The organism is Limnohabitans sp. TEGF004, from assembly GCF_027924965.1.
GTDB lineage: Bacteria > Pseudomonadota > Gammaproteobacteria > Burkholderiales > Burkholderiaceae_C > Limnohabitans.
On record NZ_AP027056.1, the window covers coordinates 515,792 to 532,024 of the forward strand.

General features: G+C 58.8%; 9 protein-coding genes. 1 reads left to right on the plus strand and 8 read right to left on the minus strand.

What is annotated here, in order from left to right; all coding sequences use genetic code 11:
* Window positions 1–106 precede the first annotated feature (106 nt).
* Window positions 107–733 carry a ParA family protein gene (locus LINBF2_RS02610; RefSeq protein WP_104796436.1) on the plus strand — a complete coding sequence of 209 codons (627 nt, stop codon included), beginning with the start codon at window positions 107–109 and terminating at the stop codon, window positions 731–733.
* A 13-nt stretch (window positions 734–746) separates the two neighbouring features.
* Here LINBF2_RS02610 and LINBF2_RS02615 read toward each other — a convergent pair whose 3' ends face one another.
* From LINBF2_RS02615 to recC, 8 genes are all read right to left on the minus strand, one after another.
* Window positions 747–1,103, minus strand: coding sequence for a flagellar protein FlaG (locus LINBF2_RS02615; RefSeq protein ID WP_201746934.1), 357 nt, complete (start codon window positions 1,101–1,103; stop codon window positions 747–749).
* 137 nt (window positions 1,104–1,240) lie between these two features.
* A complete protein-coding gene (gene acs / locus LINBF2_RS02620) occupies window positions 1,241–3,205 on the minus strand; it encodes an acetate--CoA ligase (protein ID WP_281890192.1) in 1,965 nt (654 codons plus the stop codon).
* A 135-nt stretch (window positions 3,206–3,340) separates the two neighbouring features.
* Window positions 3,341–4,789: an EH signature domain-containing protein gene (locus LINBF2_RS02625; RefSeq protein ID WP_281890194.1), complete on the minus strand. Its 1,449-nt coding sequence runs from the start codon at window positions 4,787–4,789 to the stop codon at window positions 3,341–3,343.
* 15 nt (window positions 4,790–4,804) lie between these two features.
* A complete protein-coding gene (locus tag LINBF2_RS02630; protein ID WP_281890196.1) occupies window positions 4,805–5,557 on the minus strand; it encodes an OmpA family protein in 753 nt (250 codons plus the stop codon).
* Between the two features lie 31 nt (window positions 5,558–5,588).
* Window positions 5,589–7,139 (minus strand): hypothetical protein, encoded by a 1,551-nt coding sequence (locus tag LINBF2_RS02635; RefSeq protein ID WP_281890197.1) that lies wholly within the window; start codon window positions 7,137–7,139, stop codon window positions 5,589–5,591.
* Between the two features lie 34 nt (window positions 7,140–7,173).
* Complete coding sequence (gene recD / locus LINBF2_RS02640) at window positions 7,174–8,997, minus strand: exodeoxyribonuclease V subunit alpha (RefSeq protein ID WP_281890199.1); 1,824 nt, start codon at window positions 8,995–8,997, stop codon at window positions 7,174–7,176.
* Window positions 8,994–12,614: an exodeoxyribonuclease V subunit beta gene (gene recB / locus LINBF2_RS02645; protein ID WP_281890201.1), complete on the minus strand. Its 3,621-nt coding sequence runs from the start codon at window positions 12,612–12,614 to the stop codon at window positions 8,994–8,996. The genes recD and recB overlap by 4 nt, the downstream gene beginning before the upstream one ends.
* A complete protein-coding gene (gene recC, locus LINBF2_RS02650; RefSeq protein WP_281890204.1) occupies window positions 12,611–16,210 on the minus strand; it encodes an exodeoxyribonuclease V subunit gamma in 3,600 nt (1,199 codons plus the stop codon). Before recC ends, recB begins: the two co-directional genes overlap by 4 nt.
* Window positions 16,211–16,233: the final 23 nt, after the last annotated feature.

A 16,233-nucleotide genomic window follows, 5' to 3' on the forward strand; every position in this document is an offset into this window, starting at 1 on the left:
TTCTGAAATATGAATGCTTTCGAGTTTATATGGATATTGTCAATTTCTTCAATTAAATACGCCAAATGGCGTACGAGTGACGTTTATCAGATGAAAATAAAACACTATGAAAGTCGTTGTTGTTGCCAATCCAAAAGGTGGTGCAGGTAAATCTACCCTCTCCACCAACATTGCCGGTTACTTTGCGTCGCAAGGCCACCAGGTCATGCTGGGCGATGCAGACACCCAACAGTCGTCCAAGTTTTGGCTGAGCCAGCGGCCTGACACCCTGCCGAGCATTGCCACTTGGGAATACCAACCCGACTTGGTTTTGACGGCCAAGCCACCCCGCGGTACCACCCATGTGGTGATTGACACACCGGGCGGCATCAGTGGTTGGCGCTTGCAAGAGGTGATTGAGCGGGCCGACAAGGTCATCGTGCCCGTCATGCCCAGTGTGTTTGACATGCAAGCTACGAATGAGTTTTTGAATCAGCTGGTGCAAATCACCGCCAAGCTGCCCACGCAAGTGGGCGTGGTGGGCAACCGTGTGGACACGCGCACCATCTCGGCGGGTAACTTGCGCAAGTTCATCGAGTCCTTGCAAGTACCCGTGCTGACCTACTTGCGTGATACCCAGTACTACTTGCACATGGCGGCGCACGGCTTGTCGATGTTTGACATCACGCCATCGAAAGTGCAAAAAGATTTAGAGCAGTGGGAGCCTATTTGCCATTGGCTCGACCAAGACTGACGCGGTTGAAGCGTTAAGCCGCGTTGTCCACGTAGCGGCCTTTGTAGCCGTGGGTGCTGAATTCCATGGCTTGAAAACCTTGGAAGTCGAGCTGGCGAATGAACTCGCCTGATTGCTTGTTGACCACTTTCACCGACAGCGTGCTGGACTGTTTGTCAAACGAGTAATTGAGCTGACTGCGATCCAACGATTGGTTCAGGCGTTGCACTCGCACCTCTTTGTCTGCCTGCATCTGCTGAACAGGGTCCACTTTTTTGGCAGGCGCCTCTGCCGGTGCTTGCGGTGCTGCGCCCGCGCTCACCTTTGCGGGTGCGGGCTTGGCAGCCGGCACAGCATGGGTTTGAGCAGTGGGTGATGCAATGGTGGGCACAGCAGTTCTCGTAATGTGCAGATTTGATTTTAAATTAGAGAAATTTTAAGTTCAACTCAATAAACCCTGAATGAGCATAAAAAAACCCGCCAATTAGGCGGGTTTTCAGAGCCTTTCGGCTGATTCGGTAAGCCAGATCAGTGGTTGTCTGTCAACTGGTCCAGAATCGCTGGGTTTTCCAAGGTCGAGGTGTCTTGTGTGATCGCCTCGTTCTTGGCCAAGCTGCGCAGCAAGCGGCGCATGATCTTGCCAGAGCGGGTCTTGGGCAAGTTGTCGCCGAAGCGGATGTCTTTTGGCTTGGCGATGGGGCCAATTTCTTTGCCCACGTGGTCGCGCAAGATTTTGGCAATCGCTTTGGCTTCGTCGCCTGTTGGGCGTGAACGCTTCAACACCACAAACGCGCAGATGGCTTCGCCCGTGGTGTCGTCCGGACGACCCACCACAGCGGCTTCAGCCACCAACTCGGTGCAGCTCACCAAGGCAGATTCGATTTCCATCGTGCCCATGCGGTGGCCAGACACGTTCAACACGTCGTCGATACGGCCAGTGATGGTGAAGTAGCCCGTTTTCTCGTCGCGGATCGCGCCGTCGCCAGCCAAGTAGTACTTGCCCTTGAATTCTTCTGGGTAGTAGCTCTTGATGAAGCGCTCTGAGTCACCCCAGATGTTGCGAATCATCGAAGGCCATGGGCGCTTGACCACCAAGATACCGCCTTGGCCGTTAGGCATGTCGTTACCAGCCTCGTCCACGATGGCAGCTTGAATGCCGGGGAAGGGCAATGTGCAAGAGCCGGGAACCATAGGAGTCACGCCTGGCAGAGGGGTGATCATGTGACCACCGGTTTCGGTTTGCCAGAAGGTGTCGACGATGGGGCAACGGCTGCCGCCCACGTGCTTGTAGTACCACTCCCAAGCCGCTGGGTTGATCGGCTCGCCGACCGAACCCAACAAACGCAGGCTAGACAAGTCGTAGCTCTTTGGGTGCACAGCATCGTTGGCTTCGGCAGCTTTGATGAGTGAACGGATCGCTGTGGGCGCTGTGTAGAAGATCGAGACTTTGTGGTCTTGGATCATCTTCCAGAAGCGGCCAGCGTCTGGGTAAGTGGGCACGCCTTCGAACACGATTTCAGTGCCACCCAAAGCCAATGGGCCGTAGGTGATGTAAGTGTGGCCTGTGACCCAACCGATGTCGGCGGTACACCAGAACACGTCGTTGTCTTTCAAGTCGAAGGTCCACTTGGTGGTCAACGCTGCGTGCAGAAGATAGCCGCCGGTACTGTGTTGCACGCCTTTTGGCTTGCCTGTGGAGCCTGAGGTGTAGAGCAAGAACAGGGGGTGCTCAGCGCCCACCCATTCTGGTTCGCAGGTGGTGGCTTGCTTGTCGGCCAAGTCGGCCATCCATTGGTCGCGGCCTGCCACCATGGCGATGTCGCCACCGGTGCGTTTGACGACCAACACGTTTTTCACAGAATCGCAACCACCCAAAGTGAGAGCTTCGTCGACGATGGCTTTCAGAGGCAGATGCTTGCCACCGCGCACTTGTTGGTCAGCGGTGATGATGGCCACAGCGCCTGTGTCTTCCACGCGGTCACGCAAAGATTGGGCTGAGAAGCCGCCGAACACCACAGAGTGGGTTGCGCCGATACGGGCGCAGGCTTGCATCGCGGCCACGCCTTCGATCGACATCGAGATGTAGATCATCACGCGGTCGCCTTTTTTCACGCCGACTGATTTCAGGGCGTTGGCGTATTGGCAAGTCTTGGCCAGCAATTGGCTGTAAGTGGCTTTGGTCACTTCGCCGCCGTCGGCTTCGAAGATGATGGCGGTCTTGTCGCCCAAGCCTTTTTCGATGTTGCGGTCCAAGCAGTTGTAAGAGGCATTCAATGTGCCGTCTTCGAACCACTTGAAGAAAGGCGCGTTGCTCTCATCGAGCACTTTGGTGAAGGGGGTCTTCCAGCTCAGCAACTCGCGTGCTTGCTCGGCCCAAAAGCCTTCGTAATCAGTCTCAGCTTTTTTGCACAAGGCTTCGTAGGCGGCCATGCCGGATACGTTGGCTTGCTTGACGAACTCAGCTGATGGCTGGTGAATGGTGATGTCGCTCATGAACCGGTCTCCTCTTATATGACGGTATCTGTCAAAACCCCGTGACTGTGAGCTTGGGCTCTTACAAGGGTCTGACTTTTTTGGTGCATACAAACCCTTGGATGGGACGCGGGTTTGTGTTTTATCAATTTAGCCTTATTTACTGGGCGTTTCGCTGGGCATGAGCTCGCTGAGCTCTAAGTGAATACCCAGGTGCTGATCAATGAAGTGCCGCGCCGTGTCCTGCCAGCCGCCCAGTTCGGACTCGTAGTGCAACAGGCCGGGGTCGTCCAGCTGGCCATCGTTGAAGTCCAGCGTGGTGGGGAAACGCAGCTGGAACAGTTCGTACTCGTTTTGGTACAGCTTGGGCGCTTGCTTGGCGTTGTGTGCAATGGCGCGCAAACGGCCTTGGTGGCTCCAGTCGCAAAACAAGATATTGCCCATGCGCAGCATGAGCACGCATTGGTTAGGCGCGATCTTGCCCAAGATCTTGGCGTAGCTCAGCTCGCCATAGCCCCGCTCCCCACTACGGTCGATTTTTTGAAGCTCTGTAATAGCCTGTTCGCCCAAGGCAATCCAAGCTTCCAAAATATGGCCAGCGTGGAAATAGGCTTCCCAGAAGCGGCGGCGGTAGGGGCCAATGTCATCTTCTGTGTGGCGCAAGATTTCAAAGAATGCATCCATGGTGCGGCTGGTTAGCCAGCGGCTAGCCGTCTCGATGGCTTCGCGGCGCACGCCCAGCCAGCCTGCGTGGTTGTGGCGCGGGTCGCCCAAGGTGCGCAGCAACTCAGACAGCAGTGCGTTTTTGATGTCTTGTGGCGGGTTGCGGTCAAACCAAGGTGAGAGCAGGCTGTAGGCAAACTCGTCGCGGCACAGCGGGTAGCGCAGGCGCTGTGTAGGTTGGCCGATGTCGTGCATGGCCCATTCGCACATACGCTTCACATAGCCAATGGTGCTGCGTATTTCTTCGGGGGCTTGCAAGGCTTCGATGAAGGCTTGTTTGCAAAAGTTGTTCAGCCAAAAGCCTTGGGTCAGCGCATGGCGCTCTTGCCACTGCGCCAGTGTTTTGTCGGCGGGCATGCCCAAAATATCGTTGGCCACATGCACGGGGCCATTGAGCGGGTCCAACACATCGAGGGTGGTGATGAGCCGCTCTAGGCCATTGGCTTCGGTCTCGGACAGCGAAGCCAACACGCGTGGGTCCAAGAAGAACTCGCGTGCCGTGTGGGCCAGCTTCAAGAACACGGGGTTCTCTGGGTTGAAGCCCTGCAAATAGGTGTGCAGCAAACCACGGCCCCACTTGAGCGGACGGCGTGAGGCCAGTGCCTCTGGCACGGCCACTTCAAAGTAGCGGTCGGTCAACGGTGTGTGGGTGTGCAGGCCGCGCTCGGCGTCGAGCCACAGCGCGTAGGGAATGTGTCGCCAATCGCGTTGGCGCGGTGCGCTGCTGTTGGGTGCAAACTGCACGCGTTCAAACGCGCTGTAGGTGCGCTCGCCCACGGTGCGCAAGTCTGGGTCTTTGCCAAAGCCGCCGCCACGCTTGGTCCGCGCAGCATGGGCCAGCTGGTCAAAGTCTTGCGGCAGTGGGGCGAAAAACTCGTGCATGTTTGTGGCGGTTGCTCAGCGCACCGTCTCTTGCATCTTCTTCAAGGTGCTGCTCGGGCCTTTGGCCGCGCCGGTATCGGTGGGCTGGAAGGCCAACACAAAGCGCAGCTCCACGCGGCGGTTTTGTGTGTCGTTGTCTTTGCTGCTGGGGCGCTCATCGGCATACGAGCTGATGCCAAACACGGGCTGCTCGCGCTCGTTGCGGTAGCTTTGCATGCCTTCCGAGCCCAGCACTTTGTAAACCGCACGTGCGCGGTCTAGGCCCAAATGCCAGTTGTTGTAGTCGCCACGGTGCAGCGGCACAGAGTCGGTGTGGCCTTCAATCAGGATGGTTTCAATCTCCACCTGTTGCGGGTTGGGCGGGCAGTCGTCTGGCAGACGGCGGCGTTGCGAATAGATGTAGCAAGGCAAGACTTGTTGCAGTTGTTCGGCCGATTGGCGCAACGTGCGCACGCCCAAGCCTTCCAGCTCGGCGCTACCGCGTGCAAACAAGGTGTCGGCTGGCAAGCTGATGACGCCCGAGACTTGGTTGATCGTCACCGGCACACCTGCGTTTTGCAGTCTGGTCCCGATGGTGTGCACCACTGTGGCAAGTGGGTCGGCGGGGGGCTCGGGCGGCTGCTCGGGCTTGCGTGAGAGCAGCACCATCACCATCACGATGAAGATGAACAGCAGGCCAATCATCAAGTCACTGGCCGAAGCCATGTAACCCGACTCTTCCACCTGCTCATTGGTGGCTGCGGTGTTGCGGCGTGTTTTGATGAACATGATTGACGCGTTTAACTTTGACTTTTAGGCTTTAAGCCTTGGGTGGCAAAGCGTCGATGAACTCGTCCAACACTTCTTCCAGGTTGGTGATGCTGCCACTCAGCTGGTTCACTGCGCTGGCCAAGTGTTGGTCCATCTTGGTGTGCAGGTCAGAAATTTGGGTGCTGTAGCCCGACACACCTTTGGTCAGTGCATCCACCGTGCCTGTGAGTGCTTTTTGTGCGTCTTGCAAATGTGAGCGTACATGGCCCAGCGCTTCTTCGGCAGACACCGCGCTCTGTTTGAGCGTGTCCACGGTTTGGCCGAGGGCTTGGTTCATCGGAATCAAGGCTTCTTTGAAGTCGGTGGCCGCTGCACGCTGCAAGCCCACCGCGCCTTCTATGGCGTTGGCGCTGTCTTTGAATTTCTCAGCCGTTTGGTCAATGCGCTCGACCGTGCCTTGCAAGCCCGACATCGCGCCTTGCACCGTTTGCACGGTTTGGCCCAAGGTGCCCAGCAGGGTTTCGAGTTGTTGCGTGCCGGTTTGGCCCATCGCGCTGGCGCGTGCCAACGAAGCATCTAGCTCGGTGATGGTGGTGCGGGTGTTTTGAATGGTTTGTGCCAAAGTGCCCACGGCATCGCCAAACGAAGCGAGGCCGGTTGAGATGCCTTGGGTCAAGGTCTCGCCCGCTTTGCTCAGCTCGACCGCCGCTTGGCTGCCAGCGTTGCCAAAGCTTTGGCTAGAGGTTTGAATGCTGTCGGCCAGTTGGGCCAGCTTGTCAAACGCGGGCTGCATATTGCGCGAGAGGGCGTCGCCAATCGCGTTGGCAAAGTCACCTTCAAAGCGGCGCAGTTGGCTCACCTGTGAACGGTTCTCGTCCAAGATGTCCTGGAACAAAGCCAGCTGCATGCGCACGCTGGCTTCGGCTGCGTTGTCTGGCACTTTGCTGCGCAGTGTGTGGCACAGCGTGTCGATGCTGGACTGCAAGTTTTCCAGCGCCACTTTGGCGCGCCAGTTCCACACCAGCGAACACAACAAGCCCGCGATGGAGGTGATGAACTTACCGCCCGCCGTGGCAATGAGCGACTGCAAAGCTTGGTCTTGCTGACGTGCCGATACATCCAGCGCATTGAGCGCCAAGCCTGCTTGCTGCAAAGCCACCGCCAAGAAGATGAAGGTACACATCAAGCCAAAACCAATCAGCAAATTGGGCATGGTCTCGAACAAGGCCAAGTTCATGCGGCCACCGAGCACGCTGCGCACCGTCCATGTGTCGGCGTGGCTGCGAAAGCTGTAGCTACTGCGTGGGCCTTGGTTCACACCATGTTGCGTGGGTAGGTCAATCAGGCCCGCCTCGGTTTCGCGCAACAAAAACTTCAGCTCGTCGTCGGTGGTTTTACTCTCGGCCAAAGCCAGCGCTTCGCGACTGCTGCCCTGGTGTGCGCCTAGGCGGGCATCGAGCCCCACCACCTCGGCACGCACGCGCCGAATGCGCGAAGCCCACACGCCGAAGCTGATGAGCGAGAACACAAAAATCACGGCTGCAATGGCCAGTGGCACAGCCAACTGTTCGAGTTGGACGAGGTATTGATTCGTAGGCATGGCGCTATTGTGAACAAGTTAAATTGTGGAAAAGTTAAATGCCCAAACCACCGCTGCGCAACACGCGCCGCGCACAGCCATTCCACAGCACGCCCAACTGCGGGGCCCACAGCGTCAGGCGCTTTTTGGCGCGTGTGAGGCCGGTGTACACCAGCTCGCGCGTGAGCACGGGGGACTCAAGTGCTGGGATCACCAGCAACACATGCGTGAACTCTGAGCCCTGTGATTTGTGCACCGTCATGGCAAACACGGTTTCCACACTGTCAAGACGCGAGGGCATGACCCAACGCACACCACCATCCACCGCAGGGAAGGCCACGCGCAACACACCGTCAGGCCCGGGCAGGCACAGGCCAATGTCGCCGTTCATCAGTTCTAGCGCGTAGTCGTTTCGCGTCACCATCACAGGGCGACCGGCATACCAAGCACTTTGGCCTAAGCCCAGCGCGTGCTCGACTTGTGCATTGAGCTGCACCACGCCCAGCGGGCCTTCGCGCACCGCGCACAACACACAAAACTCGGTGAAGGCTTTGAGCAACGCCACCGCTTGCGCATCGCTGCACGGTGCAGCTGGCGCTGTTTTACTGGGGCGGTGTGCGTCTAGCAAAGCCAGCCAATTGCGCCAACCGTAGCGCAGGCCCACGGCCAGCTTGGGGTCGCTGGCATTGTTCAGTTGCAGGCGGGTCACGTCGGGTTCTGCGGCATCGCCCCCTTCGTCAAGGAGAACGCTTTGTTGCAAAGGCAACGTGGCCAGCCAATCGGGTGCAGCGTTCCACAGGGCTTTGAGGGCGGGTGTGTTGTCGGCCGCGTCCGCGTTCACGGTGCGTGCCCATTGGCCAATGCCGCTCTTGGCATCGAAGCGGTGGCTGTGAATGAGCGTGACGGTTTGAGCTTTGAGCAAACTGCCCGTGCACAGCTGGGACATGACCGCACCAGCTTCTACAGACGCGAGCTGGTCTTTGTCGCCCAGCAAAATCAAACGCGCAGTCGGCGGCACAGCTTGCAGCAGGCGGGCCATCATCTCTAAGTCAATCATCGACGCTTCGTCGACCACCACCACATCGGTGGCAAGCTGATGCACTTGGTTTGCGCGGCTATTGGTTTGCAACAAGCGGTGCAGCGTTTGCGCTTGGCTGGGCATGTGCGGGCGCTTATCGGCGGGCATCTTGGTGAGTGCGTTGCTGATCGACTCGGTCAAACGCGCCGCTGCTTTGCCCGTGGGGGCGGCCAAGTGAATTTGCAGCTCGCGTGGCGATGTGCGCACTAACAGCGACAGCAGTTTCACCACCGTGGTGGTTTTGCCCGTGCCGGGCCCGCCGGTGATGAGGGTGATGCGGTTTTGCGCGGCCACCTCGCAGGCCAAGCGTTGCATGTCAGGCGTGCCATCGGTGGTGGGCGTGAACAACTCGTCTAAGCGTTGTTGCAAATCCGCAGGCACTTCGCAGGGCAGGGCTAAGCGCTGCGCCAGTTGCAATCGAATGTTTTGCTCAGCCTTCCATGCGCGGCGTAAATACAAACGTGCGCCTTGTGTGTCTTCGGTCAGCACCAGCGGCGAAGCATCGCCTTGCGTCCACGGCAAGGTGGCGGCGGCTTCATGCAGCTTGCTTGGGAGTGTGGCGGTTTGTTCGTCGGTCCAGCCCAACAACTCAGCGACTTGCGTTTGTAGCGTGGCAAGGTCTAGGCACGCATGGCCGCGTCCCCATTGGTGGCTGGTGAGGGCTGCTAACCACAAGTGGCGTGGGTCATCGCTGGGTTGCTTGCTGTGCAGCAAGTTGGCCAAGGCTGTGTCTAAGCCGGTCAGCGGCGTGGCGTGCGCTTGTCCCCAAGGTTGTTTCAGCAGGTCTTTGAGCATGGTCATGCGGAGCCTTTCTCAAACAACGCATCCAACGCTTCAATCAGCGCCTGCGGCGGCCGCTGCAAATGCACACCCGCACCTTTGGCGTGAATGCCGCGCAAGAACATATACACCGCGCCGCCCATGTGTTGGGCGTAGTCGTAGCCGGGTAGGCGCACTTTGAGCAAGCGGTGCAGCGCCAAGGTGTACAACACGTATTGCACCTCGTAGCGTTTGTGCAGCACCGCGTCTTGCAAGGTGTTGGGGTCGTAGCTGGGCAGTTTGTTCGACTTGTAGTCCACCACCCAATAGCGGCCATCGTGCTGCAGCACCAAGTCCATCGAGCCGGTGAGCATGCCTTGCATCACACGCGCTTGCAGGGCAGGGCGGGGCGTGCCTTCAAACACATGGCTTTGAATGAGCTGGTCCAGCGCAGTGGCGCTGACGTGGCTCACTTCTAAGTTGAACTCCATCTCGGGCCACATGTGCTCGGTGCTCAGGTCGCGCAATGTCAAAGGCGCAGCGTTGAGCTCATGCAAAGGCAGCGGCGTTTGCACCACGGCTTGCAGCCATGGCTCTAGTTGTGCGCGTGGTGCATCGTCCAGCTGCAACCAGCTGGCTTTGCGTTCCAGCAAATTGGCCCACGCTTGCTTGGCCCACTCGGGCGCATTCTCATTCGCCACAGGCCAATTGTTTTGCGACAGCCATTCCAACAAATCGTGCAGCAGCGTGCCGTAGCGCGCACCGGCGGGGAAGCTTTGCCATGCGCTGATGCTTTCGGGGTCTGGCGTAGGTGTTACAGAGGCAGCTGATGCAGCCACTGCATAGGGCTGTGCATCGGAGGTCGCATCCGTGATGGCATCAGCCACCGCTTCGTCGCGTTTCGATTCAGACACCAGCCCACGCGTGATGGCACTGAAGCTGGCCGTCCACCACAGGCTGTGGTGGGTGCGTGTGGGGGTCAGGGCATCTTTGGGTGCGCTGATGGCAGCGGGGGCTTGGTAGCGAATGCCTTGCAACTCTGGCAAGTCGGCCACTTGGATGTGGTCACACGTGCCCCACAAGGCGTGCAACTGATTGGCTAAATCACCGCGCTCTTTGCGCATCAGCAATTGCGACAAGGCACTCAGTTTTAAATCGCTCTTGGTAGTGGCCTTGCTCAAATCATTTTTGGTTTCGGCCACGCCCATCCACAAACCACGTTGCGCACGCGTGAGGGCCACGTACAGCAGGCGCATGTCTTCTTCCACCGAAGTGGCGGTTGGGTCGCTGTCGTCCTCACCTTCGTCTTCTTGTGCGAAGTTGGTCTTGGCTTTTTTCTCCACCGCAAACGCGCCTGCAAACGGCACAAACACCAGCGGGTATTGCAAGCCCTTGCTCTTGTGATACGTGATGACTTTCACGCACAAGGCATCGGTTTCTAGGCGCGCTTGTTGTGCATCGCTGTCGTGGTGTTGGTTTTGAATTTGTTCGCCTAGGTGGCGCACCAGTGCGTGCTCGCCTTGCAGGCTTTGCTCGGCGTGTTGCAGCAACTCGCCCAAGTGCAGCAGGTTACTCAGGCGACGTTCACCATCGGGCTGCGCCAACATGCGCTGCGCCACGTGTTGGCTGTGTAGCCACTGGTGCAGCATGGGCAGCACGCCGTGTTGTTGCCACAGGCCGTGCCATTGGTGGAATTGTTCTAGCAGTTGCTCCCACTGCGCTTCGTCTTGCGTGGTGGCCAGCACTTCGTGCAAGTCCAGCGCCCACAAGCGGCTGCCCACTGCGGCACGCACCCAGCCCGTTTGGCGGGGCGAAGCCACCGCACGTAACAAGCGCCACAAGTCGGTGGCCTCGGTCGATTGATACACGCTGGTGTGGTCAGACAAATACACACTAGGAATGAGTCGCGCACGCAGGGCGTGACGCACCGCATCGGCTTGCTTTTGACTGCGCACCAGCACGGCCATGTCGCCGGGGGTGGCTGCGCCTTTGTTCAGCAGGTCTGCTATTTGGTCGGCAAACACTTGTGCGGTGTGGTTCAAGTAGCTGGTGCTGCTCACCACATCCGCATCACCTTGCGGGTGCATTTGCCACACGGTGAAGGGTGGGCACTCTTCGCCGTTCACCACCAGCGCAGGCTCTTTGCCTTGGGCTGACACCTCCACAAACTCAATCTCGCCTTGTGTTGATGCAAACGGTTGCTCGGTTTGCATGAACACATGGTTCACCGCTTGCACCAAGCCCACGCTTGAGCGGTGGTTGCCAGTGAGGGTGTGCAGCGCGTCTGTGTTCGTGGCTTGCGCATCGTTGCGCGCTTGCAGGTACGTGCCCAAGTCTGCGCCACGGAAACTGTAGATGGCTTGCTTGGGGTCGCCAATCATCACCAGCGCGTTGGCATCTGTGCAAGCGTCTGGTGCATAGATGCGGTTGAGCGTGCCGTACTGCCAAGGGTCGGTGTCTTGAAACTCGTCCACCAAAGCCACAGGGTATTGCTGGCGAATGGCGGTGGCCAATCGGCCGTCGTCGGCCATCACGGCGTGATGCAGGTTTTGCAACAGGTCTGAAAAGTCAAACGCGGCGCGTTGTGTTTTGGCTGCCTTGTAGGCTTCGCCCACCGCGTATGCGGCGTGCAGGGCAATGTGTTTGTCTGTGGTGGGCTTAGCGTCAAACAACGCCACATAGGTTTGCATCGCTGCGAAGAAAGCAAAGCCTTCTGCCTCGGCCCAACCTTTGTCTTGCAAGGCTTGGGTGGTGAAGCGCTCTAGCACTTTGAATTCTTCTTTGCTGACTTGCGCCTTCGCGCTTTGCGTGGCCCACGCGTGCAGCGCTTTGAGCCAGTTGGCAAAGTAGTCGGCACGCAGGCCTTTGATTTTTTTCTGCGCGCCTGCTTCTTGCAGGGCTTGCAGCGTCTTCTCGCTCCACGCTTCACGCGCAGCAAGTGCTGCAGCTTCGACTTGTGCTTGCCACGCCATGTGCGTGTCAATGGCTTGTGTGGGCGTGATGTTGGGTGCAACCACTTCGCGTGGTTTGCGCTCTTGTTCCTTCCACATCTCGCTCAAGGTTTTCAGCAGCTTGGCTGGGTCTTGGCCGATGAGGGGTGTGATGTGTTGCAGCGTGTCGCCACTCAGCGGGTAAAACCATTCACGCCAATAGTCTTGCACCAGCGTGAGCTTGAGTTGGTCTGCGTTTTCTAAACGGGTTTGTTCAAACAGGTTGTGGCTCTCTAGCGCGTGCTGCGTGAGCATGCGACGCGACCAACCGTGAATGGTGTAGATGGCGGCATCGTCCATCCACTCGGCAGCGCAGTTGAGCTGCAAGGCGCAGCGCGGCCACAGCGAGGCGTCAAAGCTGTCGCGCAGTGTTTCTAAAAATTCATCCACTTTCAACGAGGCGGGGAACTCGCGGCCCTGCGCGCTCAAGTCAAAGTAAGTGGCGGCTTGGCTCAGGCGTGTACGAATGCGTTCGCGCAGCTCGGCGGTGGCGGCGTCGGTAAACGTCATCACCAAAATTTGTGGGGGCAGCAAAGCCTCTGTGCGTTCGTGGCCCAGCACCAGGCGCAGGTACAGCGCAGCGAGTGTCCAAGTTTTGCCTGTGCCTGCGCTGGCCTCTATCACTTGGCGGCCGTGCAGCGGCAGGGTGTGTGCGTTGAGGGCTTTCATGCGTCAGCCTCCTCAGCGCTGTCTGCACTTAGGTGAATCACCTTGGCGGCTTTGAACATGGGTTCGTACAAGCGGGTGGCCCAATGGTTCAGGTCTGCTTCCACATCTTCAAAACTCGTGAACACACGTTGCAAGGCGGGCGAGCCTGTGTATTCGCCGCTCTTGCCAAAGCCGCCTTCAAACGCAGCTTGCGCTTTGCTCATCGCGTCTTTGCTGCCGCCGTACACGCCCATCACAAATGCGCAGGCGGTCTTGGCGGCTACGGGCAGGGGCTGTGTCCATGCTTCTAAATACGCATTGCACAGGTCTTGCAAATGCACTTGCGCTTTGTCTGCCTCGATGGGCTTGAGTTCGATGGCCGCATCAAAACCAATTTGCACGCTGGTGGTGGGCGTGCCACTGGCGCACGCGGCCAAGTGGTGCAGCCACAGTTGGCCGAGTGTGTCGATACGGGCGACTTGGTTTTCTTTTTTGCCTTCGGTCACCGCGCCTGGTCGCAGCGCCACTTGTAGCCACTGCTGTCCAGCGTCATGCGCTTTGCCGTTGGTGTGCCACATGGTTTGGCCATTGGCCCACTCGGCACCCAGGTGTGTGTGGCCCAGTTGCCAATGGGCAGATTGCACGCTCAAGTGCAGGGGCCACTTGGGCAACAACACATCCAGTTGCTCGCGCAGTTTTTCGCGGTCGTTCTCAAACAGGTGTTGCTGCGCTTCGCCAAAACCGGCCATGGCCAGTTGGCCACTCAGGCGCAGTTGGTCAATGGCTTGCTGCGCATCTTCAGCCTGCGCAATGCGTTGGTTGAGTTTGTATTTTTCTAAACCGTCCAGCGAGAAAGGCTCTTCTTCCTCGGCGGCTTCTTCGGGTTGGTCTAGGCGCAGGCGCAAACGGTCTATCAAAAACACTTCCACGGGTTGACGCAACAAGCGCTGCAAATGTTGCAGCGTCAGCTCGGTGGGCGCGGCTTCACTTGGCGTTGTTTCGTTTGACGCAGTTGGCGCAGACGAAGCAGAGGACGACAACAACGCACGCTGCCAATCATCCGCATAGGTTTGAAACGTGGAGTCTTGCGTGAAGTACTTGGGCGAAAACGCTTGCAGCGGTTGCAACGGTGCAACGCACGCGGGTGCGGGTTCGCCTTTGTCATTGCGCTGCGTCCACACCGCATTGAGGTAGTCCATCAACTGCGCCACCAACACCGACGGTGGCTTCACTTCATGGTCCGTCGTGCGCCGTCCTTGCCAACTGATGTAGAGCTTGTCGCGGGCCGACAGCAACGCTTCTAAAAACAAATATCGGTCGTCTTCGCGGCGCGAGCGGTCGCCTGCGCGCCAGTGCACATTGGCGTAATGTGGGGTGCTACCTGCGTGTGCTGCGTCGCTCATCAAATCAAAGTCGCGTGGGGTTTGGCTGCGTGGGTAGTCGCCATCGTTCATGCCCAGCAAGCACACGCACTTGAAGGGGATGGAGCGCATCGGCATGAGCGTGGCGAACTGCACGCCACCACCAAAGAAGCGGCGTTGCATGGCGGGCTGTTGCAGCTGGGCCATCCAGTGTTCGCGCACCACCACCAGTGGCAGTGGGCTGTCGAGGCGTGCCAGTTGGCATTCGGCCAGCCATGTTTCTAGCGGGGCCATCACGCGTTCTATCAGTCGCTCATCCGCTTCGTCGCTCGGCTTAAAGAACAACGCGACGAGCTGTTGCAGCACCGCCACCCATTCGGTGGGCGTGTGTTCTTGTCGCAGTTTGATCAGCGCAATTTGTGTATGGCGCAGCCATTGCAACAGGCCATCGACCACGCGTGCGTCTAGCCCGCCCACGCCTGCTTGGGGCAGGGTGTCGGCCCACGGTGTGGCGAGGTCGTCGCTTGCGCCCGTGGCGTAGCCCAACAGCAAACGTTCGATGCCAAACAGCCAGCTGTTTTGGTTGGCGTCGGCCATGTCGGGCGCAATGCCCCACGGTTTGCGGTGCGGCGCGTCTAAGCCCCAGCGCACGCCGGCGTCGGCCAGCCAAGTGTCGAGCTGGGCCACGTCGTGTTCTTCTATGCCGAAGCGTTCACGCACAGCGGCGACTTCAAACAGGCTTTGCCATTCCACGCGCGTCACGCGTAGTTGGGGCAGTTGCAGCAGGGTGTCTAGTGCTTGCACCAGTGGTTCGGTGCGCGGCGTGGTGTCGGCCACGGTGTAGGGTAGATGGCGCGGGTCGTTGCTGGCGAAGCGCCCAAACACCGCATGGATGTGCGGCGCAAAGTTGGCCATGTCGGGGACCATCACCATGATGTCGGCGGGCTTGAGCGTGGGGTCTGCATCCAGCCACGCCAGAAGGCGGTCGTGCAGCACTTCTACCTCGCGTTGGGCCGAGTGCGTTTGCACAAAGCGTACGCTGGTGTCGTCTGCGGGCACGTTGGTTAAGTGGTCGGGCAGAGGCGCAAGGTTGAGTAGGGACGACTGCAAGTGCTCCAGCATCGTGGGCTCGCGGCCTTCGTCGGCGGCTGTGTCTGCGGGGTCGACAAACACATCCACGCGGTTGAACTGGCCTTTGTATTGGTCTACGTCGTCAAAGCCATCGAGCAAGTGCAAATAGTCGCGGCCATGTTTGCCCCATGCGGCCAGCAGGGGGTGCGTGTCGGTGTGCAGGGTGTATTGGTCGGCCTCGGACAGCGAGCCATCGTCTTGCGGCACGGGCAAACCGGCTTTGTGTGCTTGGCGTTGCTTGGACAGCTTGGCTAACTTGATCAAGGGCACACGGCTTTCCACCACATGGCCCCAGTAGTGCTGACAGGGGTTTTGCACCAGCATGAGCACTTGGCACACGCGACCCAAAGCGGCCAGCGCCTGCACGGTTTGCATGGGCAGCGACGTCACGCCAAACACCATGATGCGGTGCGGCACACCCGCAGGGCGTTGGCCTTCGGGGATGGATGCCATCTTGGCCATGAAGGCTTCGTGCACTTTGGCGCGTGAGCTGTAGCTGTGTTGAAGTTCGGCCTTGACTTCGGCATCAGCAGCAAGGTCGTCTAGCAAATCGCGCCACAGCTCGGGCTGCCAGCTTTGTGCGGCGGGTAGGGGTGTGGCTGTGCCAGTTTGTGTGCGCAGTGTGTCTTTGTGATTGGCCCAGTCTTCTAGCCAATCGGCGCGGTAGTTTTGGTAACCGTCTAATACGTCGGCCAGCTGTGCGGCCAACTGATACGCGCGGCGGTTCATGGGCGACGCGTCAGCCTCGGCTTGGCCAAGGTAGTTTTTCAGTGGTGCAAAGCTGGGCTTGGCCAACAAACTGGGGAGCAAACGCATGATGCGCCACACCAGTGGCGACTTGTCCAGCGGCATGTGCGCCGGAACGCTGTCAGGCCCCAACACCGCGCGGTAAATCTGCCACAGCTTCGCAGACGGCAGCTCCACCTGCGTAGCCGCGCAAATGCCAAGGTCTTTGGCCAAGGCTAGCTCTAGCCAATGCTTCATGCCGTTGCTTTGCACCAGCAACACCTCGGGCGCGAGCACCGGCAGCGGGTGGTTGCGGATGAACTGCACCGCCAACTCGCGCAGGCCCTCTAGCTGGTTGCTATGAAGCACCATAAAACCGGTGGCGTGGGGGCTAGACATGTGGGGCAGAACGGGCGAAAAAA

What these genes read in the sequence shown, in the direction of transcription:
- LINBF2_RS02610 (WP_104796436.1), top strand. Translation starts at nt 107, where the DNA reads ATGAAAGTCGTTGTTGTTGCCAATCCAAAAGGTGGTGCAGGTAAATCT.
- LINBF2_RS02630 (WP_281890196.1), bottom strand. Translation starts at nt 5,557, where the DNA reads ATGTTCATCAAAACACGCCGCAACACCGCAGCCACCAATGAGCAGGTG.
- recD (WP_281890199.1), bottom strand. Translation starts at nt 8,997, where the DNA reads ATGACCATGCTCAAAGACCTGCTGAAACAACCTTGGGGACAAGCGCAC.
- acs (WP_281890192.1), bottom strand. Translation starts at nt 3,205, where the DNA reads ATGAGCGACATCACCATTCACCAGCCATCAGCTGAGTTCGTCAAGCAA.
- recC (WP_281890204.1), bottom strand. Translation starts at nt 16,210, where the DNA reads ATGTCTAGCCCCCACGCCACCGGTTTTATGGTGCTTCATAGCAACCAG.
- LINBF2_RS02635 (WP_281890197.1), bottom strand. Translation starts at nt 7,139, where the DNA reads ATGCCTACGAATCAATACCTCGTCCAACTCGAACAGTTGGCTGTGCCA.
- recB (WP_281890201.1), bottom strand. Translation starts at nt 12,614, where the DNA reads ATGAAAGCCCTCAACGCACACACCCTGCCGCTGCACGGCCGCCAAGTG.
- LINBF2_RS02625 (WP_281890194.1), bottom strand. Translation starts at nt 4,789, where the DNA reads ATGCACGAGTTTTTCGCCCCACTGCCGCAAGACTTTGACCAGCTGGCC.